Raw genomic sequence first — 26604 nt, forward strand, 5'->3', positions numbered from 1 at the left:
GAAAATCAGGCCACTGGAGAGAACACGGCTTCGTCTCTTCGGACTAGGCGCTCTGCCCTTGCGGCGCACACGAAAAAGCCCCGTGGGTTCGCACCCGCGGGGCTTCGGCATTCCAGTGCGGCGCTGGATTTACTTCTTGCCGCCGAGGGCGCCGCCCGCCGCGCCACCCAGGCCGGCGCCGATGGCCGCGCCGGTGCTGCCGCCGAGCTTGTTGCCGATGAGCGAGCCACCGGCGGCGCCCAGGCCGCCACCGATGGCAGCCTTGGTCTTCCTGCCTTTCTTGGCGGTGGCCGCGCTACCTGCCGCGCCGCCGACGCCGGCGCCGATCGCGGCACCGGTGCTGCCGCCCAGTTGCTGGCCGACGACGTTGCCCAGGGCGCCACCCAGGCCGCCGCCGACGGCTGCCTGGGTACCGCCGCCAGCCATGGCGGCTTGGGCGAAGAGCAGGCTCAGGGCCAGGGCGGGGAGTGCTTTGCGCATATTGCTAACCTCGAGGAATGAAGGGCGGCAGGCATGCCGCCCGGGATGGTCGATGGAGCGTCCGGATCGCGGGGCGATCCGCAATGTGAATTCGCTGGCGGTGTCAGACCGGCCGCAGCCGTTCCGGTTCCCGGGGCGGCGGAATTCTACCGGGCCCGGCGCTGCGTCGCTCGTTTCCTTGTCTGCCGGTGAATGCCGGATGCCATCCATGGTTCGCCGTGGCATACTGGCACTTTGGAATTGCGCTGCTCAAGGATGAGAGATGTCGCGCTTCGAATGGCTCGTCGTGGCCGCCGCCTGTCTTTTCATCGCCTGCTATCTGGCGGTCTACCTGTTGCTCCCGTACGAAAACATCGCGCCCGGCTGGTTGCCGCTGCGCTAGGCCGCGCCGTCTAGAGTGAAGGGAAAGCCCGATCGCGGAGGGGCCCGGTATGGCTGGCGCGAATCGGCGGTTGCTCTGGCACGGCTTGCTGCTGCTGTTGCTCGGCCTGCTCACCGGGCTGGTCGAGGCGCAGCTGAGCAATCCGCGCATGGCCCTGGCGGCCCACCTGGAGGGCATCCTCAATGGCCTGCTGTTGCTGGCGCTGGGGGCGATCTGGGATGAGGTGGCGCTGTCGCGCAGGTGGCAGGGTGTCACTTTCTGCGCATTGCTCTACGGCGCCTATGCCAATTGGGCCTTCACCTTGCTCGCCGCGGTTTTCGGCACCGCGGCCATGTCGCCCGTCACCGCCGCTGGGCATAGCGGGGAGCCCTGGCAGGAGTTGCTGGTGACCCTTGGTTTCGTCAGCGTCGGCCTGGCGATCATCGTCGCCATCGGACTGCTGCTCTGGGGATTGCGCGGCAGGGTGGCGCGCTGAGAAGGGCAAGTGGCTGGCCGTCGCGTCCCTGCTCGGCCGGCCATGTCCTCAGCAAGAGGGCCAGGCATATTGCCATTACGCGACAGCGAAATAAACATACATCCTCGATTGCATGTATGCGAATCGCTCATACCTTGAGCTGATGCAAGTTTTCACTCGAACGATGGACAGCGGAAAGGAAAAAGCCCCGCTGTGAGGCGAGGCTTCTTCGTACTGCCGATGGGGGCTGGTCCGTCAGCCTTCGTGCAGTATAGAGGTGTGATGTTACTTTGATATTGCAGGTGGTCGAGCGATACGCCCTTTCGTCAGCCAGCCCGCAGGGCAGGGGCTGTCTGCGGGCCGGCCAGCATGGAAGGTGGCAGCGGCCCGTCCAGGGTGGCGATCACGGTCGCTCCGTTGCGGGCCCGCAGCAGGTTGCGAACCGCGCCGACGCGCTGGCGGCTCAGGGGCAGGCGGGCTTCCGTGCCGTCGATGCCGATGCTGGCCGAATAGGCGTCCCAGCGCAGGTTGCTGACCAGGCTGCGGCGCACCAGGTGGCTGCGATGGATGCGGATGAACTCCTCCGCGAACTCGATTTCCAGGGCCTTCAGGGTGGCGTCGAAATGGATGCGGCCCTTGGCGGTGAAGGCCGTCACATACTTTTCTTCCGCGCTGAAATGCGTGATGTCCTTGGTTTCGATGACGACCAGGGACCTGCCCACGCGGGTGGCAATACGTTGCCTCATCGGACCTCTCCTGTTTGGCGTTTCGTGATCCACTGAACGTCAAAGTCTTGTACCGATGATGGCGCTGTGCCGGCTTTTCGACAGTTATGTGATTGGGTTCACATTGATCCGCTGTCCGGCGGAGGCGGCAGAAGAAAAAGCGGCCGCATCCGGGGTAATGCGGCCCAAGACGGAGTCGGCTTCCCTTCCGCCCCGTGGGTGGGCAGCTTATGTGACAGGGGAGATGGCAAAAAGCCGGTAATTCCGACTAGTCCCTTGTGCAGGGCGCCCGGAAAGAAGGGAATCGGCTGTGCCATCAAGCGCTTACGCCCATGGCCCCGGCTTTACCGCAACGAGTCGACTCGGTATAGTCTCGGCCCTTCCACATTGCCCGGTGGCCGCGCTCTTCCGGCCTCGGCAATGCCCGCCCGGCTCGGATGGTGAAATTGGTAGACACAGCGCACTTAAAATGCGCCGGCCTTACGGTCTTGCGGGTTCGAGTCCCGCTCCGAGCACCAGAATCCCCCCTCTGCATTCCCAGCTTCCCGATTCGGCCGCGCTGCCGATGCCTGCCGCCGCGTCATCCGCCGGCTTGCGCACGGGGCCTGCGTTCGACCATTGGTCAGAATGCAACTCGCTGAAATCTTTGAGAAATATTGTTGTCCTAGGGTGCTCGCACTTTGTCATGAGGACCTGACGTGCAACGTGCAGCCCGCAACATCCGCAAGGTGCTGGACTCGGTAGCCAGCAACAACGAAGCCACTGCCATCGAAGTGATGCGCGCCGTGGAGCAAGTGCCCGACGAACTGCTGCGCCAGCGGTTGCTCAAGGCCATCCACCACCTGAACCAGGATGCAGCCGAATTGCGCGCCCTGCGCGACGAGGTCACCGGCGCGGACATTCGCCTGGCCTGAGGTCGGGTAGCCGGGGGAGCCGGCCTGCTCCGGGGCTGTCCAGCCTCGCCCGTCGGGCGAGAAAGCCGGGGCAGGGGCCTGTGCGGGGTTTCCGAAAAGCCTGAATGATGGCGGCCTGCTGCCGCTTCAGCGATGACTCCACGTTAGCCAGCCGGCATGGCGCCTGCGCGGGGCCGCCTGCGACTGCGCCTGGGGCGCCGGCGCCTCGTGGGGGTGGGCCTGGGCCTCGCTGCGCGAATGCAGCCGGGCCCGGCGCATGGGCACGCGCAGGAAGGCCCACAGGGTGACGCCCGCCAGCAGCAGCCAGCCGAAAATCATGAGTGTGACGAACGTGCCAGGATTCATGCTGAAACTCCTCGCCCCCACACGAAGGATAGACCACGCCGGCGCGCTTGCCGGCGGCTGTCAATGGAGTGGGGAATGGCTTGCCGGGTTCACATTGTTTCTGGTATCTGTATGTATGTACAGTATTCCGAGGATGCCCCGTCATGTCTCATACCGCTTTCCTTCCTGCCGTCGCCGATCCGTCGGCGTTCCTTCAGGCGCAGCCGCGGTCGCTGGATGACCTGCTCGAGCTGCACACGCCCCATACCTACATAGTCCGCGCACATGGCGATGGTATGACTGGCGCCGGCATCCACGACAACGACCTGCTGGTGGTGGACCGCGCCTGCCTGGCCAGCTCCGGCGAGGTGGTGGTGGCCGCGGTGAACGGCGAGCCGCTGATCCGCCGCCTGGACATCATCGATGGCGGCTACGCGCTGCTGCCGGCCAACGACCGCTACCCGCCGATCCGCATCGGCGAGGGCGACGAACTGGCGATCTGGGGCGTGGTGCGCTGGAACCTGCACCGCCTGGCCAGTTGAGCCACTAGCGGAAATCGCGGCTGGGCACGTCCAGGCCGCTGAGTAGGGGCGTCAGGTCGACCAGTTGCTCGGCGATCACGTGGCGCACGCCGCTCTCGCTTTCCAGCCGGCCGCGCACCTGCAGCAGTTGCGCTTGCAGGAAGACGCGCCGCTGGCGCTCGGCCAGGTCGCGCCAGACCACCACGTTGACCAGGCCGAACTCGTCTTCCAGGGTGACGAAGGTAACGCCGCTGGCGGTCTGCGGCCGTTGCCGGCCGATGACCAGCCCGGCGACGCTGACCGGCCGGCTGTGCTCCAGGCCGGGCAACTCGCGGGAGCTGCGGCAGCGCAGCGCCTTCAACTGGCCGCGCAGCAGGTTCAGCGGGTGCGGGCCGAGGGTGGTGCCCAGGCTGGCGTAGTCGGTGAGCATTTCTTCGCCCAGGCTGGGCAGCGGCAGGCTCACCGCGGTCTCCGTCATCACATCCTGGCCGGCGAACAGCGGTAGCTGCGGCTCCACCCCGGCCACGGCCCAGCGCGCCCGGTGGCGGTGCCCGGCCAGGCCGCGCAGGGCGCCGGCGTCGGCCAGGCGTTCGCGGGCCGCGGCGTCCAGGCCGGCCCGGTAGCTGAGGTCCTCGACGCTTTCGAAGGCCCGTCGCCCGCGGGCCTGGACGATGCGCAGGGCCAGCTCCTCGCGGAAGCCGCGGACCATGCGCAGCCCCAGGCGGATCGCCGGCTGTGCCTCGCCCTTGTCCTCCAGGCTGCAGTCCCAGTGGCTGTAGCGTACGTCCACCGGCCGCACCTCGACGCCGTGGCGACGGGCATCCTGCAGGACCTGGTCGGGGCTGTAGAAGCCCATCGGCCAGCTGTTGACCAGGGCACAGGCGAAGGCTGCCGGCTCGTGGCATTTCAGCCAGCTGCTGGCATAGGTGAGCAGGGCGAAGCTGGCGGCGTGGGACTCGGGGAAGCCATAGCTGCCGAAGCCTTTGATCTGTTCGAAGATGCGCGCGGCGAATTCGGCGGTATAGCCATTCTTCAACATGCCTGCGGTCAGGCGCAGGCGGTGTTTTTCCAGGCCGCCGTGGCGTTTCCAGGCGGCCATGGAGCGGCGCAGGTCGTCGGCTTCGCCGGCGGTGTAGTCGGCGGCCACTACCGCGACCTCCATGACCTGTTCCTGGAACAGCGGCACGCCCAGGGTGCGCCGGAACACCTGTTCCAGGGCCGGCGAGGGATAGGTGATCGGCTCCTCTCCATTACGCCGTCGCAGGTAGGGGTGGACCATGTCGCCCTGTATCGGGCCCGGGCGGACGATGGCGACCTCGATCACCAGGTCGTAGAAGGTCTTCGGCCGTAGCCGCGGCAGCATGGCCATCTGTGCGCGGGACTCGATCTGGAACACGCCTATGGCGTCGGCGCGGCTGATCATTTCGTAGGTGGCCGCATCTTCTGGGGGGATGTTGGCAATGCTCATTGGCGTGCCACGAAGGCGATGCACCAGGTCGAAACAGCGGCGCAGGGCACTGAGCATCCCGAGGGCGAGTACGTCGACCTTGAGCAGCTTCACTGCGTCGATATCGTCCTTGTCCCACTGGATCACGGTACGTTCGGGCATGGACGCGTTCTCGACCGGGACCAGGCTGGTCAATGGCTGCTCGGAAATGACGAAGCCGCCGGGATGTTGCGACAGGTGGCGGGGAAAGCCGATCAGCTCGGCGGTGAGCGCCAGCACCCTGCGCATGACCGGGCTCTGTGGATCGAAGCCCGCTTCGCGCAGTTGCTCTTCGGGTGGCGTTTGCTCGCTCCAGCGCCCGCAGCATCCGGCCAGGGCGTCCACCTGGTCGGGCGGCAAGCCCAGGGCCTTGGCTATGTCGCGCATGGCGCCTGCGCCGCGGTAGCTGCTGACCACGGCGGTCAGGGCTGCACGCTGGCGGCCATAGCGACGGAAGACGTACTGGATGACCTCTTCGCGCCGCTCGTGCTCGAAGTCGACGTCGATGTCCGGCGGCTCGTTGCGTTCGCGGGAGATGAAGCGGCCGAAAAGCAGCTTGCTGCGCGATGGGTCCAGTTCGGTGATGCCCAGGGCGAAGCACACCGCGGAGTTGGCAGCCGAGCCACGTCCCTGGCAGAGAATGCCCTGGCTGCGGGCGAACTGGACGATGTCGTGGACCGTGAGGAAATAGTTCTCGTACTCCAGTTCGGCGATCAGCAGCAGTTCCTTGCCGATGCGTTTGAGCACCTTCTTCCGCGCCCCCTCAGGCCAGCGCCTGCGGATGCCGGCATAGGTCATCTGGCACAGCCAGGACTTCGGCGTGTGCCCCTCGGGCACCAGCTCGCGGGGATACTGGTAGCGCAACTGCCCGAAATCGAAACTGCAGCGCCCCGCGATCCGCACCGTCTCCTCCAGCAACGGCGCCGGATACAACTCGGCCAACACTTCCCGCGGGCGCAGGTGGCGTTCGCCGTTGGGAAACAGGTAGGCGCCGGCCTCGCTGACCGGCAGGTGCTGACGGATGGCCGTCATGCAGTCCTGCAGGGCGCGGCGGCCGCGGCTGTGCATGTGCACATCGCCGCAGGCCACGGCGGCGATGCCGTGGCGGGTGGCCTGGGCCAGCAGGGCTTGCAGGCGAGCGCCGTCGTCCGCGCCGCGGTGCAGCTCGACGCCTAGCCAGAGGCGTTGCGGGAAGCGTTCGCGCAGCCAGGTTCCGTCGGTATCCGTTGGTGCGTCGGGCAGCCAGATCGCCAGCAGGCCCTCCAGGTCGGCCTGCAGGTCTTCGCGCAGCAGGCGGTAGCTGCCCTTTTCGGCCCGGCGCCGGGCGTGGGTGATGAGCCGGCAGAGGTTCTGGTAGCCGGCGAGGTTCTCGGCCAGCAGCACCAGCTTGGGGCCGGCCTCGATGCGCACCTCGCTGCCGACGATCAGCGCCAGCTTGCATTCCTTCGCCGCCTGCCAGGCGCGGACGATACCGGCCAGGCTGCATTCGTCGGTGATCGCCAGGGCGCGGTAGCCCAGGCGCGCGGCGCGTTCGAAGAGCTCGCTGGCGCTGGAGGCGCCGCGCTGGAAACTGAAGTTCGACAGGCAATGCAGCTCGGCGTAGTCGGGAGTCATGCGAACCAGCCATGGATCAGCCACGGCCCCTCGCTGCCGACCTCGCGGTAGACCCAGGCCTGCTGGCCGGCGCGGGTCTGCACCCGGTAGTAGTCGCGGCGCAGGTCGGCGCCGTCCCACCAGCCGGACTCGATGCGCTCCGGCCCGGCGAGCACCCTGGGCAGGCTTTCGCGCAGCGCCTGTGGCTGCAACAGCAGCCACCCGGGGCGCGGTCCGCAGGGCGGCAGGGGCAGGGCGCGCGGGCTTTCCCGGGGTTGCCAGGCCTGCTCCGGGCGGTGCTCGGCGAGGGCGCCCAGGCCATGCACGGCCTCGTCGCCGAGGCGGGCGCGCAGGCGTTCGCGCAACTGCTCCCAGGGCTGCGTCTGCTGGGGGCGCTCGTCGAACAGCTGGCGCCGTTCGGGGGCGAAGGGTGGCAGGTCGTCGGCCTGCAGGCGCACGGCGTGTACCGCGGCGGGCAACTGCAAATGTTCCAGGCGGCCGCGGCTCAGCTCGAAGAGCATGGCAGGCTCGCGTTCGGCGCTGAGCAGGCCGACCGGCATGCAGGTGTCGCTGCGGCCGTGGTGCTCCAGATACAGCTCGAAGCGCTGCACGCCGCTGTCGCGCCCGGCGAGGAAGGCGGCGAGGTCATCGGTCAGGCGACGCAGGGGGAAGAGCAGGGCCTGGGTCGATTCGACGTCGAAGTTCAGCTCGATGCGGCTTTCGAAGCGCTCCGGCGGCCGGTAGAAGTCCAGGGCCAGCGGCCGCTGGCCGAGCAGGCTGTCGACCTGCCGCAGCAGTTCCGCCGGAAAGCGCCGGGCCAGGCCATCGCGGGGCAGGGCGAGCAGTTGCTGCAGGCTGCGCAGGCCCATGCGCGCCAGGCTGGCCACGCTTTCCCGGGGCAGCCCGCAGCGCTCCAGGGGCAGGCGGCCGAGGGCGCTGCGCAGGGCTTGCGGCCGTTCCACCAGCAGGCCGTCGCCGACATTGACCAGTACCCGCGCGGCGGCGGGATTGGGCGCCACGCCGATGCGGTGGCTGAAGCCCAGGGCCCGCAGTTCCTCGCGCAGGCGGGCCTCGAAGCGCGGCCAGGGGCCGAACAGCGCCAGGCTGGAGGCGACCTCCAGCAGCAGCGCGCGCGGGTAATGCTGGCTGACCTGGGAGCTGAAGCCGTAGGCCCAGGCGGCGAGCAGGTCCTGGCTGCGCTGGATGGCCGCCTGGTCGTACTCGGCGCAGTCGAAATCGCGGCACAGGGCGCGCGCCGCGGTCAGCGACAGGCCGGGGCGCAGGCCGAGCCGGCGGGCCGCCGGGTTGACCGCCTGCAGCACGCGCCGCTGCGGCGGGCCGGCGAGCAGGGCGAGGGGCGCCTCGGGATCGCTGCGCTGGCGCAGGGCGGCGTCCATGGCCAGCTGTGGCAGGAGAATGCAGGCCCAGAGCATGGCGACCTCAGTTCAGGGCAGCCAGCGGCAGGGGATTGGCCGGAGCGAGGCCGCCACGGCACTTGAGCACCCGCAGCTGTGCCGGGCGGGCTTCGAGGGCCAGGCGCAGGGCAGCTGGCGAGGGGTTGAGCGCCTCGCGCAGCGGGCGGAAGGCGAAGGCCAGCGTCTGGCCGCTTTCCGCCGCCACCTGCAGGCGGCGCAGGGCGCGGTCGTCGGCCTGCTGCGGCCAGCACAGCACGGCGCCGCAGCAGCCCGAACGCAGGCATTGCTCGGTCGCCCAGAGCGCATCGCGGCCGCTGGCCTCGACCCACACCAGGTGTTGCAAGTCGACGCCGGCCGCCAGCCAGGCGCGGGGGTAGGGAATGTGCGGCGGCGCCACCAGCACCACGCGCTCGCCGGCGCGGCTCAAGCGCGCCAGGGTTGGCCAGAGCAGCTGCAGCTCACCGATGCCCTCGGCGCCATGGAGAATCTCGCTCAGCGCCGCCTCCGGCCAGCCGCCGCCGGGCAGCAGAGCGTCCAGACGGGCGTGGCCGGTGGGCTGGGCCGCGCTGGGCGCGGTGCCGGCCTGGCCTTTCCAGACGCGTCGCTGGTCGAGCAGCGCGCCCAGGTCTACGGCGAGGCCCATGGTCGGCACCGGTGGTGGGAAAGGCGGAAGCAGCGCAAGATGGAATCTCAAAATACTGTATGAAAATACAGTATCTGGTCTCGTCCCTATCCGGTCAATACGGCCGGATCGCTCCGCCGCGACGATCCGCCGGAAGGCTGAGCCAGGTCAGCCCGGGGCGTGGCGGTGTCCTTCAGAGTGTGTAGGTCGAGGCCGACAGACGGTCGCCGAGGGTAGCCGGTGCTGACTTTTTGCCAGTATCGGCCGAACTTGCCGGCGCCACGGCGGTCTGACTACCCGTTGCCCATCTCCCGACGGGTCTGCGCCTCCGCTGGCGGGCGCGCAGCGTGGGCATTGTAAGCCGCTCGCGGGCTCATTAGACTGCGCGCCATTCACACCCTCGTTCATGTCGAAGGACTTCCATGATCAAGAAATGTCTGTTCCCGGCTGCCGGCTACGGCACCCGCTTCCTTCCGGCCACCAAGGCCATGCCCAAGGAAATGCTGCCGATCGTCAACAAGCCGCTGATCCAGTACGGCGTCGAAGAGGCGCTGGAAGCCGGGCTGTCGGAGATCGGCATTGTCACCGGCCGCGGCAAGCGTTCGCTGGAAGACCATTTCGACATCAGCTACGAGCTGGAAACCCAGATCCGCAACACCGACAAGGAAAAGTACCTGGTCGGTATCCGCCGCCTGATCGACGAGTGCACCTTCTCCTACACCCGTCAGATCGAGATGAAGGGCCTGGGCCACGCCATCCTCACCGGCCGTCCGCTGATCGGCGACGAGCCCTTCGCCGTGGTCCTGGCGGACGACCTCTGCCTGAACCTGGAAGGCGATAGCGTCCTGAAGCAGATGGTCAAGCTGTACAACCAGTTCCGCTGCTCCATCGTGGCCATCCAGGAAGTGCCGCCGGAAGAGACCAACAAGTACGGCGTGATCGCCGGCGAGATGATCCGCGACGACATCTACCGCGTGAACAACATGGTCGAGAAGCCCAAGCCCGAAGAAGCGCCGTCGAACCTGGCGATCATCGGCCGCTACATTCTGACCCCGGACATCTTCGAGCTGATCGAGCAGACCGAGCCGGGCAAGGGCGGTGAAATCCAGATCACCGACGCCCTGATGAAGCAGGCCCAGGACGGCTGCGTGCTGGCCTACAAGTTCAAGGGCAAGCGCTTCGACTGCGGTAGCGCCGAGGGCTACATCGAGGCGACCAACTTCTGCTACGAGAACCTCTACAAGACCGGCAAGGCCTGGTAACCCCAGCGCGTTCCCGGTCCGTCGAAGAAGCCACCTGCGGGTGGCTTCTTCGTTTCCGGCACCCGCATGATCCGCGGGCTTTTCGTAGGAGCGAGGGGGACGCCTAGTTCTTGCTCGCGAACGCTCTTTCCGGTGCATGGGCGGTTCGCGAGCAAGCTCGCTCCTACAAACGCTGCCAGGCTATGGCGCTTGCGGAATCGGCATGTCTTCCGAGCCCGGCCCCAGGGGTTGGCCGTAGCTGAACTCGACGTAATTGCCTGATGGATCCCTGAGGCCACAGTAATAGCCAACAGGGTAGGGCTCCTGGCGCGGCGCCCAGATCAGGCAGCCGGCGCGCTCGGCCTCGGCGGCGATGGCGTCGACCTTCTCGTGGCTGTCCACCGCGAAGCCGAAGTGGCTGTAGTCGTCGCTGGCCAGGTGGCGGGCCTCGCCGCCGGGCATGATGACGAAGATGAACTGGTGCTCCTTGCCCGGCTCGGCCATCCACACAATGCGCGAGCCCTTGCCCTCGCGCTGGTGGATCATGCGCATGCCGCAGAAGCGTTCGTAGAAGGCGATGCAGGCCTCCAGGTCCGGTACGTGCAGGGCCAGGTGGGTCAGGGTCGGGCGCATGGCGGCTTCCTCCTGTGGGCTCTGCTGGCAGGATAGGCCAGCGGTGATGAGGTATGCTGCCGGGCATCTGCCAGTGGAGAACGACGATGGCTTTCGATTTCGACCTGTTCGTGATTGGCGCGGGTTCCGGCGGCGTGCGCGCCGCGCGGTTCGCCGCGGGGTTCGGTGCGCGCGTGGCGGTGGCCGAGAGCCGCTACCTGGGCGGCACCTGCGTGAACGTCGGCTGCGTGCCGAAGAAACTGCTGGTGTACGGCGCGCACTTCCACGAGGACTTCCAGCAGGCCGCCGGCTTCGGCTGGAGCCTGGGCGAGGCGCGCTTCGACTGGCCGACCCTGATCGCCAACAAGAACCGCGAGATCCACCGCCTCAACGGCATCTACCGCAACCTGCTGGTGAACAGCGGGGTGAGCCTGCTCGAAGGCCACGCGCGCCTGGTCGACGCCCACACCGTGGAAGTCGACGGCCAGCGCTTCCGCGCCGCCAACATCCTCATCGCCACCGGCGGCTGGCCCCAGGTGCCGGACATCCCCGGCAAGGAGCACGTCATCACCTCCCAGGAGGCCTTCTTCCTGCCGCAGCTGCCGCGCCGGGTGCTGGTGGTGGGCGGCGGCTACATCGCCGTGGAGTTCGCCTCGATCTTCCACGGCCTGGGCGCGCAGACCAGCCTGCTGTACCGCCGCGAGCTGTTCCTGCGCGGCTTCGACCGCAGCGTGCGCGAGCACCTGCGCGACGAACTGACGAAGAAGGGCCTGGACCTGCAGTTCAACGCCGACATCGCGCGCATCGACAAGCAGGCCGACGGCAGCCTGCTGGCGACACTCAAGGATGGCCGCCTGCTGGAGGCCGACTGCGTGTTCTACGCCACCGGCCGCCGGCCGATGCTCGACGGCCTGGGGCTGGAGAACGTCGATGTAGCCTTGAGCGACAAGGGCTTCGTCAAGGTCGACGAGGCCTACCGCACCAGCGAGCCGTCGATCCGCGCCATCGGCGACGTCATCGGCCGCGTGCAGCTGACGCCGGTGGCCCTGGCCGAGGGCATGGCCGTGGCGCGCCACCTGTTCCGCCCCGAGGAATACCGGCCGGTGGATTACAAGCTGATCCCCACGGCGGTGTTCAGCCTGCCGAACATCGGCACCGTCGGCCTCACCGAGGACGAGGCGCGCGCCGCCGGGCACCGCGTCAAGCTGTTCGAGAGCCGCTTCCGCGCGCTCAAGCTGACCCTCACCGAATCCCAGGAAAAGACCCTGATGAAGCTGATCGTCGACGCCGACAGCGACCAGGTGCTGGGCTGCCACATGGTCGGCCCGGAGGCCGGCGAGATCCTCCAGGGCATCGCCGTGGCGCTCAAGGCCGGGGCCACCAAGCGCGTGTTCGACGAGACCATCGGCATCCACCCGACGGCGGCCGAGGAATTCGTCACCATGCGTTCGCCGGTGGCCTGATCTCGTAGGATGGTGCTCCTCCTGCCATGTAGGAGTAACTGTCTTGCGGCCCACGCCGAGATGCTCTTCGTAGGAGCGAGCTTGCTCGCGAACCGCATGGCACCACGTTTGTTCGCGAGCAAGCTCGCTCCTACGAAAAGAGTTGCCAACAGGTAGTGTAGGAGCGGGCCCTGCCCGCGATTCGCGCGCAGGGCGCGCTCCTACAGGTTGCCGTGAAGCCTGGCATGCTCACCCGTAGGAGCGGATTCATCCGCGATTACGCCGGCAAGGCCGGCGTCTGGCCGATCGCGGACGGAGTCCGCTCCTACACCTTCCGGCAAATATGACACTCCGTAGGATGGGTTGAGCGAAGCGATACCCATCGCCGTGGCCGCATGGGTTTCGCCAAGGCTCAACCCATCCTGCGAAAAGCGCCTCGGCTCAGCGCGACTGCGCCACCTGCGCCGCCGCTGCGCTTTCCTGCTGGCGCTTGGCGTAGCGCTGGGCCAGCACCGCGCAGACCATCAGCTGGATCTGGTGGAAGAGCATCAGCGGCAGCAGGATCACGCCGATGCTGCCGGTGGCGAACAGCACCTGGGCCATGGGCACGCCGGTGGCCAGGCTCTTCTTCGAGCCGCAGAAGACGATGGTGATCTCGTCCTCCTTGTTGAAGCCCAGGCGCCGGCTGAGCTGGCTGGTGGCCAGCAGCGCCAGGGCCAGCAGGATGCAGCACACCACCACCAGGCCGGCCAGCGCGGTCAGCGGCACCTGGTGCCACAGGCCCTGGATCACCGCGGCGCTGAAGGCGGTGTAGACCACCAGCAGGATCGAGCCCTGGTCGACGTAGCGCAGCACCGGCTTGTGCCGGTCCACCCAGCCGCCGATCACGCCGCGCAGGGCCTGGCCGGCGATGAAGGGCACCAGCAGTTGCAGGGTGATCTTGCCGATGGCGTCGAGGGTGGAGACGCCGGTGTCGCCATGCACGCCCAGCAGCAGCTGGACCAGCAGCGGGGTGAGGAAGATGCCGATCAGGCTGGAGGCCGAGGCGCTGCACACCGCCGCCGGGATGTTGCCGCGGGCCAGCGAGGTGAAGGCGATGGACGACTGCACGGTGGCCGGCAGGGCGCACAGGTACAGCAGGCCCAGGTACAGGTCCGGCGTCACCAGCGGCGAGAGTACCGGCTTGAGCGCCAGGCCGAGGATCGGGAAGAGGATGAAGGTGCAGGCGAACACCAGCAGGTGCAGGCGCCAGTGGGTGGCGCCGGCGATGATGGCCTGGCGCGACAGCTTGGCGCCGTGCAGGAAGAACAGCAGGCCGATGGCCAGGTTGGTGATCCAGCCGAAGGCGGTGGCCACCTGGCCCTGGCAGGGCAGCAGGCTGGCGATGGCCACGGTGGCGACCAGGGCCAGGGTGAAGTTGTCGGGGAGCAGACGTGGGCGAGCCATGGCGATCATCTCGGGCAAGGTACGAAGAATGCGGTCGCCGTCTCTGACGGACGGACGACGGTTCCGACTCTATGCCCGCGGTGGCCTTCCGGCTAACGCGAGAAAGCCAGCCTGTATCGCTGAACGGACAGATCGCTCCGTCAGCAGCCGCTGAACGCCAATTCCACCGTCGCCACGCTGACCAGCGAGCGCATGCGCTCGGCCATCACCTCGCCACGCTGCTCCGGCATACCCGTAACGCGCAGGTCCACCTGCAGCCATTCACCCGCCTGTACGGCATGCACCTCGGCCGGCAGCCAGCCTTGCAGGGCGAACAGGTTCAGCAGCTTGCACAACACGTCGGCGTCGTTTTCGGCGCGGATGGCGAAGTGCGCCTGGCGCGCCATATCGGCCGGGCGGCGGGTCCAGCCATCGGGGCGCTCGGCGTGGGTGGCATCAAGCAGGCTGGCGGGCAGGGCGGTGGTGCTGCTGGGCAGGGAAACGGCTTGGTTCATGGCGGGTGACCGGCAAGGCTGGGAGGTGGCTCATTGTCGGTGGCCCGGCCGGGTTTTGCTTTGCGGAATGGACGCCAAGGCCGGTGGTTTGAGAATAGACTATGCGTGAATTTATGAGTTGGAGAATAAATCATGCCGATCGAGCTGGATGCCTATGACAAACGCATCCTCGCCCTGCTGCAGGAGGAGGCGACCCTCTCCACCGCCGAGATCGCCGAGCGCATCGGCCTCTCGCAATCGCCGTGCTGGCGGCGTATCCAGCGCCTGAAGGATGAAGGTGTGATCCGCCGCCAGGTGACCCTGCTGGACCGCAAGAAGATCGGCCTGAACGCGCAGATCTTCGCCCAGGTGAAGCTGAACACCCACGGCCGCAACAACCTCACCGAGTTCGCCGCGGCCATCCGCGAGTTCCCCGAGGTGCTGGAGTGCCATGTGCTGATGGGCGCGGTGGACTTCATGCTGCGCATCGTCACCGAGGACATCGAGGCCTACGAGCGCTTCTTCTTCGAGCGCCTGTCGCAGGTGCCGGGCATCCAGGAGATCAACTCCATAGTCGCGCTGTCGGAGATCAAGTCGACCACCAGCCTGCCGCTGCCGGGACGCTGACGGGAGGAGGGCGCCGGCCTGGCCGGCGCCCGCGGGCGGGCTCAGGCGCCGCCGAGGAAGTCCATCTTGCCCAGCTCCACGCCGTTGTGGCGGAGGATGGCGTAGGCGGTGGTGACGTGGAAGTAGAAGTTGGCGTTGGCGAAGCCGAGCAGGAAGTCCAGGCCCTTGAACTGCAGCTCGCGGCTCGGCGTCTTGATGTGGATGTCGCGGTTCTCGGCGCCTTCGAACTGCTCGGGCTTGAAGCCCTTGAGGTAGTCGACGGTCTTCGCGATGCGCGCCTGCAGGTCGGCGAAGCTCTGTTCGTCGTCGGCGTAGCTGGGAATCTCCACGCCGGCCAGGCGGGCGGCGCAGCCCTTGGCGGCGTCGCTGGCGATCTGCACCTGGCGCGTCAGCGGGAACATGTCCGGGGCCAGGCGGGCGTTCAGCAGCACCGTCGGGTCGATGGACCTGGCCTGGGCATGGGCCTCGGCCTTGGCCAGGATGGCCGAGAGGTTGCCGAGCATGCGGATGAACACCGGAACGGAAATCTGGTAGATCGACAGGGACATGCGAGGTACTCCAGACAGGGAAAATTAGGCCTGCGCGACAGGGCGCGCCCGCTGAGTCTACTGCCGGGCGCGGCGGCCGTCGCCTGGCTTTCAGCGCCCGGCGACGCTGCCCGCGCTGCCGCAGCCCTGCAGGTCGATCTTGCCCACGTATGGATTGCCCCAGCCCATCACGCAGCCGACCATCTGGTTGCGCTGGCGCTCCCAGCTTTCCACCGGGTACTGCTTGCTCCAGGCCTGGTACAGCTGGCGGTCCTGCCTGGACAGCCTCAGGCCGTAGCGGTCGCTCATGTAGAAGTAGGTGCGGGCGATCATCCCGCGGATCTGCGGGCGCGGCATGGCCTTCTTCGCCTTGAAGTCGATGACCATCGGGCAGGCGCCATACTGCGGCGCCTGCTGCGGCAGCCAGCCGTAGCCGAAGTTGTTGCGGTCGCCGTTGACCTCGCCGATGCTCGGCACCAGGTTGAACAGGTCGGCCTCGGCGCGTTGGTACACCGGGTCGTGCCGCGAGCAGTTGCTGCGCCCGCCGCTCTGCCAGCACTGGCGCTGGTGGCCGATGACCCAGGCCGGGACTATGTGCTCCCACTCGATGCGCCCGGCGCGCTTGGCGTTCTTGCGCGGCACGTAGCCGCAACTGGCCAGGTCGACGCGGTTGCCCTTGTAGCGGCAGCCGCAATAGAACTCCACCGACTGGCGGGCATAGAGCTTCCAGCCGATCTTCTTGGCTTCCTGGAAGGTGCGCGGGGCGGCGGCGGAGGCGGCCAGGGGCAGGACCGCGAGCAAGAGGAACAGTGCTTGGCGACGAATATTCATCAGAAACTTCTTTCAGAAATCGTCGCATCTTACTGATATGAAACGATCTGCCAATCGTGGCAATCGAATGGCAAGGAACAGGTGCGTAGGAAACTGGAGTTGTTAGACTGGGAACATTTCCAGCCTAACCGGAGGTTCAGCCAGCATGACCCGCATGAAGAGCCGAGCGCTTTGCGGCCTGCTCGCCAGCCTGGTGGCCGGGGTGGCGCTGGCCGGCCAGCCGCCGGTGCGCAGCATCGAGCGCATCTATGTCAGCCCTGGTGCCAGCGGCAGCATCGACAGCTCGTCCAGCGTGCAGCGCTATGACGGCTACGGCGGCGTCCAGGTTCCGCGCAGCTACGAACAGGGCTCCAGCCGGGTGATCATCGACAACAGCGGCGGTGGCACCAACGGTGGCATCCGCCAGAGCATCGAATACCCCAATGGCGTGCAGTTCGACGTCACGCCGGGGACGACGCGTTCGAACGGGCAGCGGCAGTCGTATCCCTGAGGGAGTGGCGTTCGCGGGGCATGGCCGGCCTGGCGGCCGGATCGCGGATGAATCCGCTCCTACGTTGCCGGCTGCGCCGAGGTGCTTTTCGTAGGATGGGTTACATCGCGATCACGCGTGGTATGTGGGATGGTGTAGGAGCGGACTCCGTCCGCGATTCGCGCGCAGGGCGCGCTCCTACAAGGGCTCGGTGCCGCGAAGGCTCAGGACTCCTTGCGCACCAGGCGCGACTTGCTCAGCCCACCCTTGCAGTAGAAGGGGCCGGTGTCGCCGCGCAGGTGGTAGAGGGTGGCGAGGAAGGCGGAACTGGTGCGGCCGACGGAGAGGCTGCGAAGTTTGTGGTAGGCCCACAGCCAGTCCTCGGGGAGCGTCTTGCTCATGGACTCGTCCTTGATTCAGCGTGCTGGTGCGAAACTGCCCCAAGGACATTAGTGGCCGAACCCCCGGTGCGCAAGTCCGGCCGCTCTGCGGCAAGCCTTTGCGGCCTTTTGCCATCCCCGCGGAGGGGGAGGTCTCAGGCCCCCGCCGCCTCGCTGTGGGCCTCCTCCACGTATTCCTTCAGCCAGCGCAGCACCTGCACCGCCTCCCAGCGCGTGGGGTCGAACATGGCGTAGGCCTGGCCCTGGTAGCCCACCACGTCCAGCGGGCGGTGGTAGCCGGCGCGCTGCAGCAGCGCCTCGATCTCGGCGAAGCAGGTGTTGAAGTGGGTGCGCGAGAAGGGCGTCTTGCCCTCGGTGACCAGGCCCTCGAGGTGCAACTCGGCGACCGCTTCGCTGACTTCCTCCACGCCCATGTGGTTCACGGTGTATTTCATCTGGCGGATGTCCACCATCGCTTTCGCTCCTGTTCGGGTCCTTGCCTGCCACCTGTTGCCAGGGTGCCTTTCGTCGATGACAGAAGCATAATCGAAAAATACTGTATGCATGAACAGTATTTTGTGGCTACCATGGTTTCGCTGGCTCACAGAATCCATGGCCGCCGCGAAACCGGGCCCCGCCCCGCGGCGACGACGAAGAAGAGGAACGCGTGATGAAGCAAGTCAAAGCCCTGCTGGTGCTCGCCCTCCTGGCCCTGCTCGGCGGCTGCGCCCAGCCGCCGGCGGAAGGCCCCAAGGCCAATGGCGCCTACCTGGTGATCGATGGCCGCGAGGCCTGGGCGGTGCTGGTGGCCGACGGCAAGCGCGTGGAGGAACACGGCATCGTGCGCGACGCCATCCGCGTGCCGCGCTCGCGCTCGGCGATGGTGGCCAGCTATGTGATCGACACGCCCAACTGCGGGCGCCTGCAGACGCTGACCGAGGTGTACGACGACGGCACCGGCGCCACCCGCCTGCTGAGCGTGGGCGAGGAGGGCGGCGACCTGTCCGCCTGCCGCATCCGCGACGACCTCAGCCGTGCCTGGACGGCGCTGGATTATTCCGGCTGAGCCCGAGTTTCTTCACGAAATTTTCACGCGCGTGGGGCGATGGTAGGCACATTGCTAAAGGACTAGCGCCCCAATAAAGAACCCGCCATCGGCGGGTTTTTTATTGCCCGCGATTCCTCTGCGGCGAAAGGCCGGCTCGCGGCGGCGCGGCGGGCGGGCTAAGGTTGCCTGGCGGGTCCGTTTCACGGACTTCTTCAGACGAGGTGCAGCATGCTCGCCAGCCAGATGACCAGGGCCCTGTGGCAGGCCCTGGAAGAGAACGCGGCCCTGCCCGCGTCCCTGTCCTTCCAGGCCGAGGGCGGGCTGCCCTCGACCTTCGCCGTCACCGACCTCGCTGGCGCCTCCATCGCCACGGCCGGCCTGGCCGCCGCGGCCTTGCTCAAGCGCGCCGGCCAGTCGCCGAGGGCGCTGCAGGTGGACCGCCGCCTGGCGTCCTTCTGGTTCGCCTGGACGCTGCGGCCCCAGGGCTGGGCGCTGCCGCCCATGTGGGGCGACATCGCCGGCGACTATGCCACCCGCGACGGCTGGATCCGCCTGCACACCAACGCCCCGCACCACCGCGCCGCCGTGGTGCGGGTGCTGGGCCCGGTCGCCAGCCGCGAAGAGGCGGCGGCCCGCGTCGCCACCTGGAACAAGGCCGAACTGGAGCATGCGGTAGTGGCTACCGGTGGTTGCGCCGCCGAAATGCGCTCCATCGACGAATGGAAGGCGCACCCCCAGGGCCAGGCCCTGGCGGAGCAGGACCTGATCTGGAGCCAGGACCAGGCCATCGCCCCCGCGCCGGCCTGGGCCCTGACGGCGGAACGGCCGCTGGCCGGGGTGCGGGTACTGGACCTCACCCGGGTGCTCGCCGGGCCGGTGGCCAGCCGCTTCCTCGCCGGGCTCGGCGCCGAGGTGCTGCGCATCGATCCGCCGGGCTGGGACGAGCCCGGGGTGATTCCCGAGGTCTGCCTGGGCAAGCGCTGCGCGCGCCTGGACCTGAAGGACCCGCCCGGGCGCGAGCGCTTCGAGGAACTGCTGCGCCACGCCGACGTGCTGATCCACGGCTACCGCGGCGACGCCCTGGAAAACCTCGGCTTCGACGCCGAAGTGCGCCAGGACCTGGCCCCGGGGCTGGTCGACGTGAGCCTGAACGCCTACGGCTGGAGCGGCCCCTGGCGCAACCGCCGCGGCTTCGACAGCCTGGTGCAGATGAGCACCGGCATCGCCGAGGCCGGCATGCGCTGGCGCCAGGCCGACAAACCGGTGCCGCTGCCGGTGCAGGCCCTGGACCACGCCACCGGCTACCTGATGGCCGCCGCCGCGCTCTGCGGCCTGGGCCGGCGCCTGGCCAGCGGGCGCGGCAGCACCTGGCGCCTGTCGCTGGCGCGCACCGCGCAGTTCCTGGTGGAGCAGGGGATGCAGGCCGATGCCCTGCCGGCGCTGGCCGGGGAGGCGCCGGCCGACCTCGACCCGGCCATCGAGGCCACCGCCTGGGGCCCGGCGCAGCGCCTGCGCCCGCCATTGCTGCTGGAAGGTACGCCGCTGCAATGGGCCTTGCCGGCGGCGGCGCTGGGTTCGTCGAAGCCGTACTGGGCCTTCGAGCAGGGCGCCTGAACGGCGCTCAGCGCTGCGGCGGCAGCAGCAGGCCGCCGCGGGCCTGGCGCCAGGCGCGGAAGCTGGCGGCCAGGCGCGAGAACCACAGATAGATCACCGGCGTGGTGTACAGCGTCAGCACCTGCGACACCAGCAGGCCGCCGACGATGGCGATGCCCAGCGGCTGGCGCAGCTCGGCGCCGGAGCCGGTGCCCAGGGCCAGCGGCAGGGCGCCGAACAGCGCCGCCAGGGTGGTCATGAGGATCGGCCGGAAGCGCAGGGTGCTGCCTTCGATGGTCGCCTGCTCCGGCGTCATGCCGCCGCGCTCGGCCACCAGGGCGAAGTCGATCATCATGATGGCGTTCTTCTTGACGATGCCGATCAGCAGGATGATGCCGATCATCCCCATCAGCGACAGGTCCTGGCCGCACAGCAGCAATGCCAGCAGCGCGCCGAGGCCGGCCGAGGGCAGGGTGGAGAGGATCGACAGCGGCAGCAGCGGGCTCTCGTAGAGCACGCCGAGGACGATGTACACCGTGACCACCGCCGCCAGGATCAGCCACGGCTGGCTGCGCAGCGAGTCCTGGAAGGCCTGGGCGGTGCCCTGGAAGGTGCCGCTGACGCTGTCCGGCAGGCCGGCCTGGCGGGTGGCCTGTTGGATGGCGGCGACCGCGTCGCCCAGGGCGTAGCCCGGCGCCAGGTTGAACGACAGGGTGACCGCCGGGAACAGCCCCTGGTGGTTGATGGTGATGGGCGCCAGGTCCGGCTCCAGGCGGCCGAGCACGCTCAGCGGCACCAGCTCGCCGGTCAGGCTGGAGCGCGCGTAGAGGTGCTTGAGGCTTTCCTCGGACACCTGCCAGCGCGGGTCCAGTTCGAGGATCACGTGGTACTGGTCCAGCGCGGTGAACAGCGTCGCCACCTGGCGCTGGCCGAAGGCGTCGTAGAGCACGTCGTCGATGGCCTGCACGTTCACGCCCAGGCGCGCGGCGCTGTCGCGGTCGATGTGCAGGGTGGCGCGCGGCGCCGCCTGCTGCTGGTCGGTGGCCACGTCGCGCAGTTGCGGCAGCTGCTTCAGGCGCGCCAGCAGCACCGCGGCCCAGTGGTCCAGCTCGTGGCTGTCCGGGTCCTGCAGGGTGTACTGGAACTGCGTCTTGCTCGGCCGCCCGCCGATCTGCACGTCCTGGCGGATCTGCATGTACAGGGCGATGCCCGGCACCACGGCCAGTTCGCGCTTGAGCCGCGCCACCACCTGGTCGGCCTTGGCCGCGCGCTGCTCGTAGGGCTTGAGGTTGATCATCACCCGGCCCTGGCTGAGGGTGGGGTTGGGGCCGATCCAGTAGTAGACGTTGGCCACGTCCGGGTCGCGCTGGATCACCTCGCTGAGCGCGGCCATGCGTGCGCGCATCGCGGCGAAGGAAATATCCGCATTGGCCTCGGCCACGCCCATGATCACCCCGGTGTCCTGCTGCGGGAAGAAGCCCTTGGGCACCTCGACGTAGAGCACGGCGGTGACCAGCAGGGTGAGCAGCGCCACCGCCAGGGTCAGGCGTTCGTGGCGCAGCACGCGGCGCAGGCTGCGCCGGTAGCCGTCGAGCAGGGCGTCGAAGGTGCGCTCGCTCCATTGCAAGAAGCGGTTCTGCACGCCGTGCAGGTCGTGGCGGATGAACCAGGCGCAGAGCATCGGCGTGACCGTCAGCGAAACCACCCCGGACATCACCACCGCCACGCTCACGGTCACCGCGAACTCGCGCAGCAGGCGGCCGATCACCCCGCCCATGAACAGGATGGGGATGAACACCGCCACCAGCGAGACGGTCATGGAGACGATGGTGAAGGCCACCTCGGCGGTGCCCTCGATGGCTGCTTGCAGCGGCGGCTTGTGCATCTCCAGGTGGCGGATGATGTTCTCCATCACCACGATGGCGTCGTCCACCACGAAGCCCACGGCGATGCTCAGCGCCATGATCGACAGGTTGTCCAGGCTGTAGCCCAGCACGTACATGGCCGCGAAGGTGGCCACCAGCGACAGCGGGATGGTCAGCGCCGGGATCACGGTGGCGCTGACGTTGCGCAGGAACACGAAGACCACCGCCACCACCAGGACGATGGACAGCAGCAGGTTGAACTGCACTTCGTCGATGGAGGCGTCGATGGTCTGGGTGCGGTCGCCCACCAGGTTCACTTTCACGTCGCGCGGCAGTTGCGCGATCAGCGCCGGCAGGCGGTCCTTGATCGCCTGGGTCACCGCCAGCACGTTGTAGCCGGGCTGCTTGTGGATGTCGACGATCACCGTCGGCCGGCCCTGCAGGCCGGCGGCCTGGCGCACGTCCTCGGCGCCGTCGATCACCGTGCCCAGGTCGCTGATGCGGATCGGCACGCCGTTGCGGTAGGCGATCACCAGCGAGCCGTACTGCGCGGCGCGGGTGAGCTGGTCGGTGGTGTCGAGAGTCACCGCGCGCTCGGCGCCGTCGAGGTTGCCTTTGGGCGCATCCACAGTGGCGTTGCCCAGCACCTCGCGCACGTCATCCAGGGTCAGGCCACGGGCGGCCAGGGCGTCCGGGTCGATGCGCACGCGCACCGCCGGGCGCTGCTCGCCGTGGAAGTCCACCAGGCCGACGCCGGGAATCTGCGACAGCTGCTGGCCGAGGTAGTCGTCGGCGTAGCGGTCCAGCTCTGGCAGGGTGCGGGTGGACGAGGTCAGGGCCAGGGAGAGGAAGGTGAATTCCGCCGGGTTGACCTTGTGGAAGGTCGGCGGCGCCGGCAGGTTCTTCGGCAGGTTACCGCCGGCGGCGTTGATCGCCGTCTGCACGTCCTGGGCGGCGCCGTCGATGTTGCGCTCCAGGTCGAACTGCAGGGTGATCTGCGTCAGCCCGAGAGAGCTGGCGGAGGTCATCTGGGTGACCCCGGGAACGCTGGCGAAGGCCCGCTCCAGCGGCGTGGCCACGGAAGACGCCATGGTCTCGGCGCTGGCGCCGGGCAGTTTGGCCTGCACCTGGATGGTCGGCATGTCCACCTGCGGCAGCGGCGCCACCGGCAGCAGGAAGTAGGCGGCGGCGCCGAGCAGCAGCACGCCCAGGGCCAGCAGGGTGGTGGCCACCCGGCGGCGGATGAAGGGTTCGGAGAGGGTCATTGGCGCTGCTCCGCGCTGGCGGTCTGCCGCGCGTCGGCCAGGGCCGCGACCTTCAGCCCCGGGGCCAGGCGGTACTGGCCGCCGGTGACCACGGTTTCGCCGGGCGCCAGGCCCTGGTGGATCCACTGCAGGCCATCGACCACCGCGCCGGCCTTCACTTCGCGCACCTGGGCCTGCTGGTCGCGCCCCACCACGTACACGAAGCTACCCTGCGGGCCTTGCTGCACGGCGCTGGCCGGCACCACGGTGGCGGCCTTCTCGGTGCGCAGCAGCAGGCGCACGCTGAGCAGTTCGCCGGGCCAGAGCTTGCCGTCGGCGTTGGCGAAGTCGGCCTTGAACAGGATCTGCCCGTTGCCGCTGGAGACCTGGCTGTCGATGAAGCTCAGCCGCCCGGTGGCGATGTGCTGGCGGCCGTCACGGCTCAGCGCCTCGACCTGCAGCGGCTGCCCGGCGTTGGCCTGCAGCACTTCGGCCAGGTCCTCCTGGGGCAGGCTGAAGGCCAGGGAAATGGGCGCCATCTGGGTGAGCGTCAGCAGGCCGGTGTTGTCGCTGGCGTGGACGATGCTACCGGCGTCCACCAGGCGCTGCCCGGTGCGCCCGGCGAAGGGCGCGGCGATGCGGGTGTAGCCGAGCTGCAGCTGGGCGGTGTCCAGCGCCGCCTGGTCGGCCTGGATCGTGGCCTGCAGGGTGGCCACCTGGCCGCGCAGGGTGTCCACGTCCTGGCTCGGCCCGGCATGGGCGGCGGCCAGCTTGCTGGCGCGTTCGAGGTTGACCTTGGCCACCGCCAGCTGCGCTTCGTCGCGCGCCTTGTTGGCCTTGGCCTGCAGCACCTGGGCGGCATAGGGGCGCGGGTCGATCTCGGCGAGCAACTGCCCGGCCTTGACCATCTGGCCCTCCTGGAAGTGCAGTTGCTGCAACTCGCCGTCCACCCGCACCTTGATGTCCACCGCGTTCAGCGCCTGCACCGTGCCGATGGTCTGCAGCCAGATCGGCAGGTCGCGCTGGTCGGCCACCCCCAGGCTCACGGGCACCGGCGCCTCGGCCGGCTTGGCCGTCGTGGTGGCGGAGAAGTGGCGCCAGGCGAAGACGGCCAGCGCCACGGCCAGGAAGAGGAACGCCAGGCGCCAGTAGCGCCGCTGGGAGGAGGGCTGGGACGGGCTCACGGTCGGGTCGCCTGTGCGGAAGGTTGATTGCTGGCCAGCTCGGCGTCTGCCGGCGCCTGGAAGCCGCCGCCGAGGGCACGGTTCAGGCCGACGGAGGCCTGCAGGCGTTGCAGGCGCACCTGCAGCAGGCTGTCCTCGGCCTGGTACAGGGTGCGCTGCACGGTCAGCAGGGTGAGGAAGTCGGTGCTGCCCAGGCGGTAGCGCACCTGTGCCAGGTCGGCGGCCTTGCGCGCCGAGTCCACGGCGGCCTGGTCGATGCGCTGGGTCTGCGCCAGGCGGGCGTTGGCGCTGAGCTGCGTCTCCACGTCCTGCAGGGCCTGGAGCACGTTCTGCCGGTAGTCGGCGACCAGCTCGCGGGCATGGGCGCGGTCGGCCTGCAACTGGCCTTCCAGCAGGCCGCCGTCGAACAGCGGCTGGCTGAGGCTGGCGGCCAGCTGCCAGAGCCCGCCGCCGGTATGCACGTCACTGCCGGCGAGGGCGCCCAGGGATATGTTCGGCAGGAAGGCCGCGCGCGCCGCGCCGACGTCGAAGTTGGCCGAAACCAGCCGCGCCTCGGCGGCCTGGATATCCGGCCGCTGGCTCAGCAGGCTGGCCGGCAGCCCGGCGCGCGCCTCGGGCAGCTGGATGCCGTCCAGGCCGCTGTGCTGCAGGGCGAAGCCCTCGGGCGCGGCGCCCACCAGCACCGCCAACTGGTAGAGCGCGGCGTCGCGCTGCTGGGCCAGGACGCTGACGTTGGCCTGGAAGTTCTGCAGGGCGTTGCGTTGCTGCTCCACCTCCAGGTCGGAAGAGGAGCCCAGGCGCGACTGCGTCTGCATCAGTTGCAGGATGTTCTCGGCGTCGCTGGCGATGCGCTTGGCCACGGCCAGGCGCTCGTCCAGCGAGAGCACCTGGAAGTAGCTGTCGGCGATATCCGCCTGCAGTCCGATGCGCGCCGTCTCCAGGTCGTAGGCCGTGGCCTGGGCCAGCGCCGTGGCGGAGTCGGCCAGGGCGCGGTTGCGGCCCCAGAAGTCCAGCTCGTAGCTGGCCTGGGCGTAGAGGTCGTGGGCGTTCTTGCTGCTGTCGTGATCGTGGACGTAGCTGCCGCCCAGGCTCAGGTCCGGGTACAGCGTGGCCCCGGCGACGCGGGCGCTGGCGCGGGCCTGGTCGACCCGCGCCACCGCTGCCTGCAGAGTGAGGCTGTCGCTGCCGGCGCGCTGGATCAGGCTGTCCAGCTCGGCGCTGGCATAGTCCTTCCACCACTGCTGCGGCATCTGGGCGGCGGGCGCGGCGGCATTGTCCCAGTGGCTGGCGACGGGTACGCCGGGCCGCTGGTACTGCGGCACCAGCGAACAAGCCCCGAGCAGGGCCAGGGAAAGGGCGGCGGCCAGCCGGGGCAGGGCGCCGGCGGTGGTTGGGGGCATGGGTTCGTCCTTCTGCGTCCCGCGTGCTGCGGGCTGCTGTGATGGACGACCTTAGCGCCGGGCAGCTACCGGGCGGTTCTTCCCAAGCTGAATAAAAGTTTAGGTGGCGCTTGGGAGGTTTCCGATTGGCTTTGCGGCTTTTGCCTAACCGTTGGCTGACAACTCCAGAGTTTTGCCGGTTGTACCGTGACGCGGTACATTTCCCTTCAAGGAAGCCGGCCCATGATCGGGAGTTTCAGGGAGGCGTGGCTGGAAGCGTTCTTCGTGCGGGACAGGATGCCGCGGCAGATTCCCGCGGATATCCAGGAGCGCCTGTTCCGCAAGCTGCAGATGCTCGACGACGCCACCACGGACGCGGACTTGCGTAGCCCACCCAGCAACCATTTCGAGCGCTTGCAGGGGCGCCTGCGGGCATACCACTCGATCCGGGTGAATCGCCAATGGCGCCTGGTCTTTCATTGGGATGGCGAAAAAGGCGAAGCCTCGGACGTCTACCTTGACAACCATTCGTACCGATGAGGTGCAACGTGATCATCACCGAACGCAAGCCGGTCAGCGTCGGCGAGGTGCTCAGCAGCGAGTTCCTCGATCCGCTAGGCCTGACCCAAGGCCGCCTCGCCGAAGCGATGGGGGTGCAGCGCAAGCTGGTCAACGAACTGTGCAACGACCGGCGTGCGGTGACAGCCGATACTGCGCTGATGCTGGCCCGGGTATTCGGCAACTCTGCGGAGTTCTGGCTCAACCTGCAGCGGCGCAACGACCTGTGGGCGGCGTTGAATTCGCCAGAGCGACGTGCCCGCATAGAGCGGGCTCGGCCATTGAATCGGGCGGCCTGAATGCCAGGTGTGGTGGAGTTGCGGTCCTCATAGGCACGCTTGCAGGCTGCGCTGAGGTGTTTTTTGCAGGAGCGGGGGCCCTGCCCGCGATTCGCGCGCAGGGCGCGCTCCTATATGGGAATGGCGCGCGAGCGGACTCTGTCCGCGATCCCGTCGGCAGGGCCGGTGTTCGGTTGGGGGGACGATGGGTATCGCTTCGCTCAACCCATCCTACGAAAAGCGCCTCGGCGTAGGGCGTATAGCTGCCGCTGCCGGGTTGCGCGAGCGCCTGGACGCCGGCCTGGAGCGGTGCCAAGGGGCTCTTCGTAGGAGCGAGCTTGCTCGCGAACGGTGCTCACTCGTGGCTACGGTATGTTGGGGAGGCGCCTTTCCCTCTCCCCAGCCCTCGGCTGTGCGCCCCGCCCTGAAGGGAGAGGGGGCTTGTCCGTGCCGAGAAAGGGCTTGGTGTCATCCGGCCACTCGGTGCAAGC

The 26604-nt window shown here is 68.4% G+C and carries 27 protein-coding genes and 1 tRNA gene; 12 read left to right on the forward strand and 16 right to left on the reverse strand.

Annotation, left to right across the window (positions count from 1 at the left end; all coding sequences use genetic code 11):
- Window positions 1-129 precede the first annotated feature (129 nt).
- A complete protein-coding gene (locus ACTWJ5_RS14285) occupies window positions 130-480 on the reverse strand; it encodes a hypothetical protein (RefSeq protein ID WP_009619928.1) in 351 nt (116 codons plus the stop codon).
- Window positions 481-911: 431 nt separating this feature from the next.
- Here ACTWJ5_RS14285 and ACTWJ5_RS14290 point away from each other — a divergent pair, with 431 nt between their 5' ends.
- Window positions 912-1337, forward strand: coding sequence for a hydrogenase (locus ACTWJ5_RS14290; RefSeq protein WP_444439153.1), 426 nt, complete (start codon window positions 912-914; stop codon window positions 1335-1337).
- 305 nt (window positions 1338-1642) lie between these two features.
- On the opposite strand, the gene ACTWJ5_RS14295 is transcribed toward ACTWJ5_RS14290, so the two are convergent.
- Entirely contained in the window at window positions 1643-2062 is a 420-nt protein-coding gene (locus ACTWJ5_RS14295; protein WP_116425310.1) for a LytR/AlgR family response regulator transcription factor, read from the reverse strand.
- Window positions 2063-2472: 410 nt separating this feature from the next.
- Here ACTWJ5_RS14295 and ACTWJ5_RS14300 point away from each other — a divergent pair.
- Together ACTWJ5_RS14300 and ACTWJ5_RS14305 are read left to right on the forward strand one after the other, a co-directional pair.
- A tRNA-Leu gene (locus ACTWJ5_RS14300) sits at window positions 2473-2559 on the forward strand.
- A 180-nt stretch (window positions 2560-2739) separates the two neighbouring features.
- On the forward strand, window positions 2740-2955 hold the full coding sequence (locus tag ACTWJ5_RS14305; RefSeq protein WP_009619935.1) for a hypothetical protein: 216 nt from the start codon (window positions 2740-2742) through the stop codon (window positions 2953-2955).
- A gap of 126 nt (window positions 2956-3081) precedes the next feature.
- Here the strand turns inward: ACTWJ5_RS14305 and ACTWJ5_RS14310 are convergent, their stop codons facing one another.
- Window positions 3082-3300, reverse strand: coding sequence for a hypothetical protein (locus ACTWJ5_RS14310; RefSeq protein ID WP_444439156.1), 219 nt, complete (start codon window positions 3298-3300; stop codon window positions 3082-3084).
- 143 nt (window positions 3301-3443) lie between these two features.
- Here ACTWJ5_RS14310 and ACTWJ5_RS14315 point away from each other — a divergent pair, with 143 nt between their 5' ends.
- Window positions 3444-3821, forward strand: a complete 378-nt coding sequence (locus ACTWJ5_RS14315; RefSeq protein WP_116425309.1) for a LexA family protein — start codon at window positions 3444-3446, stop codon at window positions 3819-3821.
- A gap of 4 nt (window positions 3822-3825) precedes the next feature.
- Here ACTWJ5_RS14315 and ACTWJ5_RS14320 read toward each other — a convergent pair whose 3' ends face one another.
- From ACTWJ5_RS14320 to imuA, 3 genes are read right to left on the reverse strand one after another with little or no spacing between them, the layout of a single operon-like run.
- Window positions 3826-6900: an error-prone DNA polymerase gene (locus ACTWJ5_RS14320; RefSeq protein ID WP_444439158.1), complete on the reverse strand. Its 3075-nt coding sequence runs from the start codon at window positions 6898-6900 to the stop codon at window positions 3826-3828.
- Entirely contained in the window at window positions 6897-8312 is a 1416-nt protein-coding gene (locus ACTWJ5_RS14325) for a Y-family DNA polymerase (RefSeq protein WP_444439160.1), read from the reverse strand. The genes ACTWJ5_RS14320 and ACTWJ5_RS14325 overlap by 4 nt, the downstream gene beginning before the upstream one ends.
- A gap of 7 nt (window positions 8313-8319) precedes the next feature.
- Window positions 8320-8937 carry a translesion DNA synthesis-associated protein ImuA gene (gene imuA / locus ACTWJ5_RS14330; RefSeq protein WP_256515083.1) on the reverse strand — a complete coding sequence of 206 codons (618 nt, stop codon included), beginning with the start codon at window positions 8935-8937 and terminating at the stop codon, window positions 8320-8322.
- Window positions 8938-9338: 401 nt separating this feature from the next.
- On the opposite strand from imuA, the gene galU reads away from it, so the two are divergent.
- Window positions 9339-10178, forward strand: coding sequence for a UTP--glucose-1-phosphate uridylyltransferase GalU (gene galU / locus ACTWJ5_RS14335; protein ID WP_009619948.1), 840 nt, complete (start codon window positions 9339-9341; stop codon window positions 10176-10178).
- 180 nt (window positions 10179-10358) lie between these two features.
- Here galU and ACTWJ5_RS14340 read toward each other — a convergent pair whose 3' ends face one another.
- The gene (locus ACTWJ5_RS14340; RefSeq protein ID WP_249919844.1) at window positions 10359-10790 is read right to left on the reverse strand and encodes a VOC family protein; all 432 of its coding nucleotides are present in this window, start codon (window positions 10788-10790) and stop codon (window positions 10359-10361) included.
- An 86-nt stretch (window positions 10791-10876) separates the two neighbouring features.
- Here ACTWJ5_RS14340 and gorA point away from each other — a divergent pair, with 86 nt between their 5' ends.
- Entirely contained in the window at window positions 10877-12232 is a 1356-nt protein-coding gene (gene gorA / locus ACTWJ5_RS14345; protein WP_249919845.1) for a glutathione-disulfide reductase, read from the forward strand.
- A gap of 420 nt (window positions 12233-12652) precedes the next feature.
- On the opposite strand, the gene ACTWJ5_RS14350 is transcribed toward gorA, so the two are convergent.
- Together ACTWJ5_RS14350 and ACTWJ5_RS14355 are read right to left on the reverse strand one after the other, a co-directional pair.
- Window positions 12653-13657, reverse strand: coding sequence for a bile acid:sodium symporter family protein (locus tag ACTWJ5_RS14350; protein WP_074979706.1), 1005 nt, complete (start codon window positions 13655-13657; stop codon window positions 12653-12655).
- A gap of 140 nt (window positions 13658-13797) precedes the next feature.
- A complete protein-coding gene (locus ACTWJ5_RS14355) occupies window positions 13798-14151 on the reverse strand; it encodes a hypothetical protein (protein ID WP_083426758.1) in 354 nt (117 codons plus the stop codon).
- A 132-nt stretch (window positions 14152-14283) separates the two neighbouring features.
- Between ACTWJ5_RS14355 and ACTWJ5_RS14360 the strand changes: the two genes are divergently transcribed.
- Window positions 14284-14757: an Lrp/AsnC family transcriptional regulator gene (locus ACTWJ5_RS14360; RefSeq protein WP_444439165.1), complete on the forward strand. Its 474-nt coding sequence runs from the start codon at window positions 14284-14286 to the stop codon at window positions 14755-14757.
- Window positions 14758-14798: 41 nt separating this feature from the next.
- Here ACTWJ5_RS14360 and ACTWJ5_RS14365 read toward each other — a convergent pair whose 3' ends face one another.
- Both ACTWJ5_RS14365 and ACTWJ5_RS14370 read right to left on the reverse strand, forming a co-directional pair.
- A complete protein-coding gene (locus ACTWJ5_RS14365) occupies window positions 14799-15305 on the reverse strand; it encodes a DUF1993 domain-containing protein (RefSeq protein ID WP_074979646.1) in 507 nt (168 codons plus the stop codon).
- A gap of 90 nt (window positions 15306-15395) precedes the next feature.
- Window positions 15396-16115: an endonuclease gene (locus tag ACTWJ5_RS14370; protein WP_058072321.1), complete on the reverse strand. Its 720-nt coding sequence runs from the start codon at window positions 16113-16115 to the stop codon at window positions 15396-15398.
- Window positions 16116-16260: 145 nt separating this feature from the next.
- Between ACTWJ5_RS14370 and ACTWJ5_RS14375 the strand changes: the two genes are divergently transcribed.
- Window positions 16261-16605, forward strand: a complete 345-nt coding sequence (locus tag ACTWJ5_RS14375; protein ID WP_061561560.1) for a hypothetical protein — start codon at window positions 16261-16263, stop codon at window positions 16603-16605.
- A gap of 203 nt (window positions 16606-16808) precedes the next feature.
- On the opposite strand, the gene ACTWJ5_RS14380 is transcribed toward ACTWJ5_RS14375, so the two are convergent.
- Together ACTWJ5_RS14380 and ACTWJ5_RS14385 are read right to left on the reverse strand one after the other, a co-directional pair.
- Window positions 16809-16985 carry a hypothetical protein gene (locus tag ACTWJ5_RS14380; RefSeq protein WP_167858368.1) on the reverse strand — a complete coding sequence of 59 codons (177 nt, stop codon included), beginning with the start codon at window positions 16983-16985 and terminating at the stop codon, window positions 16809-16811.
- A 134-nt stretch (window positions 16986-17119) separates the two neighbouring features.
- A complete protein-coding gene (locus ACTWJ5_RS14385; RefSeq protein ID WP_009619967.1) occupies window positions 17120-17437 on the reverse strand; it encodes a hypothetical protein in 318 nt (105 codons plus the stop codon).
- 197 nt (window positions 17438-17634) lie between these two features.
- Here ACTWJ5_RS14385 and ACTWJ5_RS14390 point away from each other — a divergent pair, with 197 nt between their 5' ends.
- Both ACTWJ5_RS14390 and ACTWJ5_RS14395 read left to right on the forward strand, forming a co-directional pair.
- Window positions 17635-18030: a hypothetical protein gene (locus tag ACTWJ5_RS14390; RefSeq protein WP_043273733.1), complete on the forward strand. Its 396-nt coding sequence runs from the start codon at window positions 17635-17637 to the stop codon at window positions 18028-18030.
- A 225-nt stretch (window positions 18031-18255) separates the two neighbouring features.
- A complete protein-coding gene (locus tag ACTWJ5_RS14395) occupies window positions 18256-19626 on the forward strand; it encodes a CoA transferase (RefSeq protein WP_249920255.1) in 1371 nt (456 codons plus the stop codon).
- 7 nt (window positions 19627-19633) lie between these two features.
- On the opposite strand, the gene ACTWJ5_RS14400 is transcribed toward ACTWJ5_RS14395, so the two are convergent.
- From ACTWJ5_RS14400 to ACTWJ5_RS14410, 3 genes are read right to left on the reverse strand one after another with little or no spacing between them, the layout of a single operon-like run.
- Window positions 19634-22735 carry an efflux RND transporter permease subunit gene (locus ACTWJ5_RS14400; protein WP_444439168.1) on the reverse strand — a complete coding sequence of 1034 codons (3102 nt, stop codon included), beginning with the start codon at window positions 22733-22735 and terminating at the stop codon, window positions 19634-19636.
- On the reverse strand, window positions 22732-23898 hold the full coding sequence (locus ACTWJ5_RS14405; protein ID WP_074979652.1) for an efflux RND transporter periplasmic adaptor subunit: 1167 nt from the start codon (window positions 23896-23898) through the stop codon (window positions 22732-22734). Before ACTWJ5_RS14405 ends, ACTWJ5_RS14400 begins: the two co-directional genes overlap by 4 nt.
- Window positions 23895-25298: an efflux transporter outer membrane subunit gene (locus ACTWJ5_RS14410; protein ID WP_444439170.1), complete on the reverse strand. Its 1404-nt coding sequence runs from the start codon at window positions 25296-25298 to the stop codon at window positions 23895-23897. Before ACTWJ5_RS14410 ends, ACTWJ5_RS14405 begins: the two co-directional genes overlap by 4 nt.
- 222 nt (window positions 25299-25520) lie before the next feature.
- Between ACTWJ5_RS14410 and ACTWJ5_RS14415 the strand changes: the two genes are divergently transcribed.
- Together ACTWJ5_RS14415 and ACTWJ5_RS14420 are read left to right on the forward strand one after the other, a co-directional pair.
- Window positions 25521-25817 carry a type II toxin-antitoxin system RelE/ParE family toxin gene (locus ACTWJ5_RS14415; RefSeq protein ID WP_074979656.1) on the forward strand — a complete coding sequence of 99 codons (297 nt, stop codon included), beginning with the start codon at window positions 25521-25523 and terminating at the stop codon, window positions 25815-25817.
- Window positions 25818-25825: 8 nt separating this feature from the next.
- Entirely contained in the window at window positions 25826-26134 is a 309-nt protein-coding gene (locus tag ACTWJ5_RS14420; RefSeq protein WP_024128404.1) for a HigA family addiction module antitoxin, read from the forward strand.
- Window positions 26135-26604: the final 470 nt, after the last annotated feature.

Source organism: Pseudomonas sp. A6 (assembly GCF_052367875.1).
GTDB classification, from domain to species: domain Bacteria; phylum Pseudomonadota; class Gammaproteobacteria; order Pseudomonadales; family Pseudomonadaceae; genus Pseudomonas; species Pseudomonas citronellolis.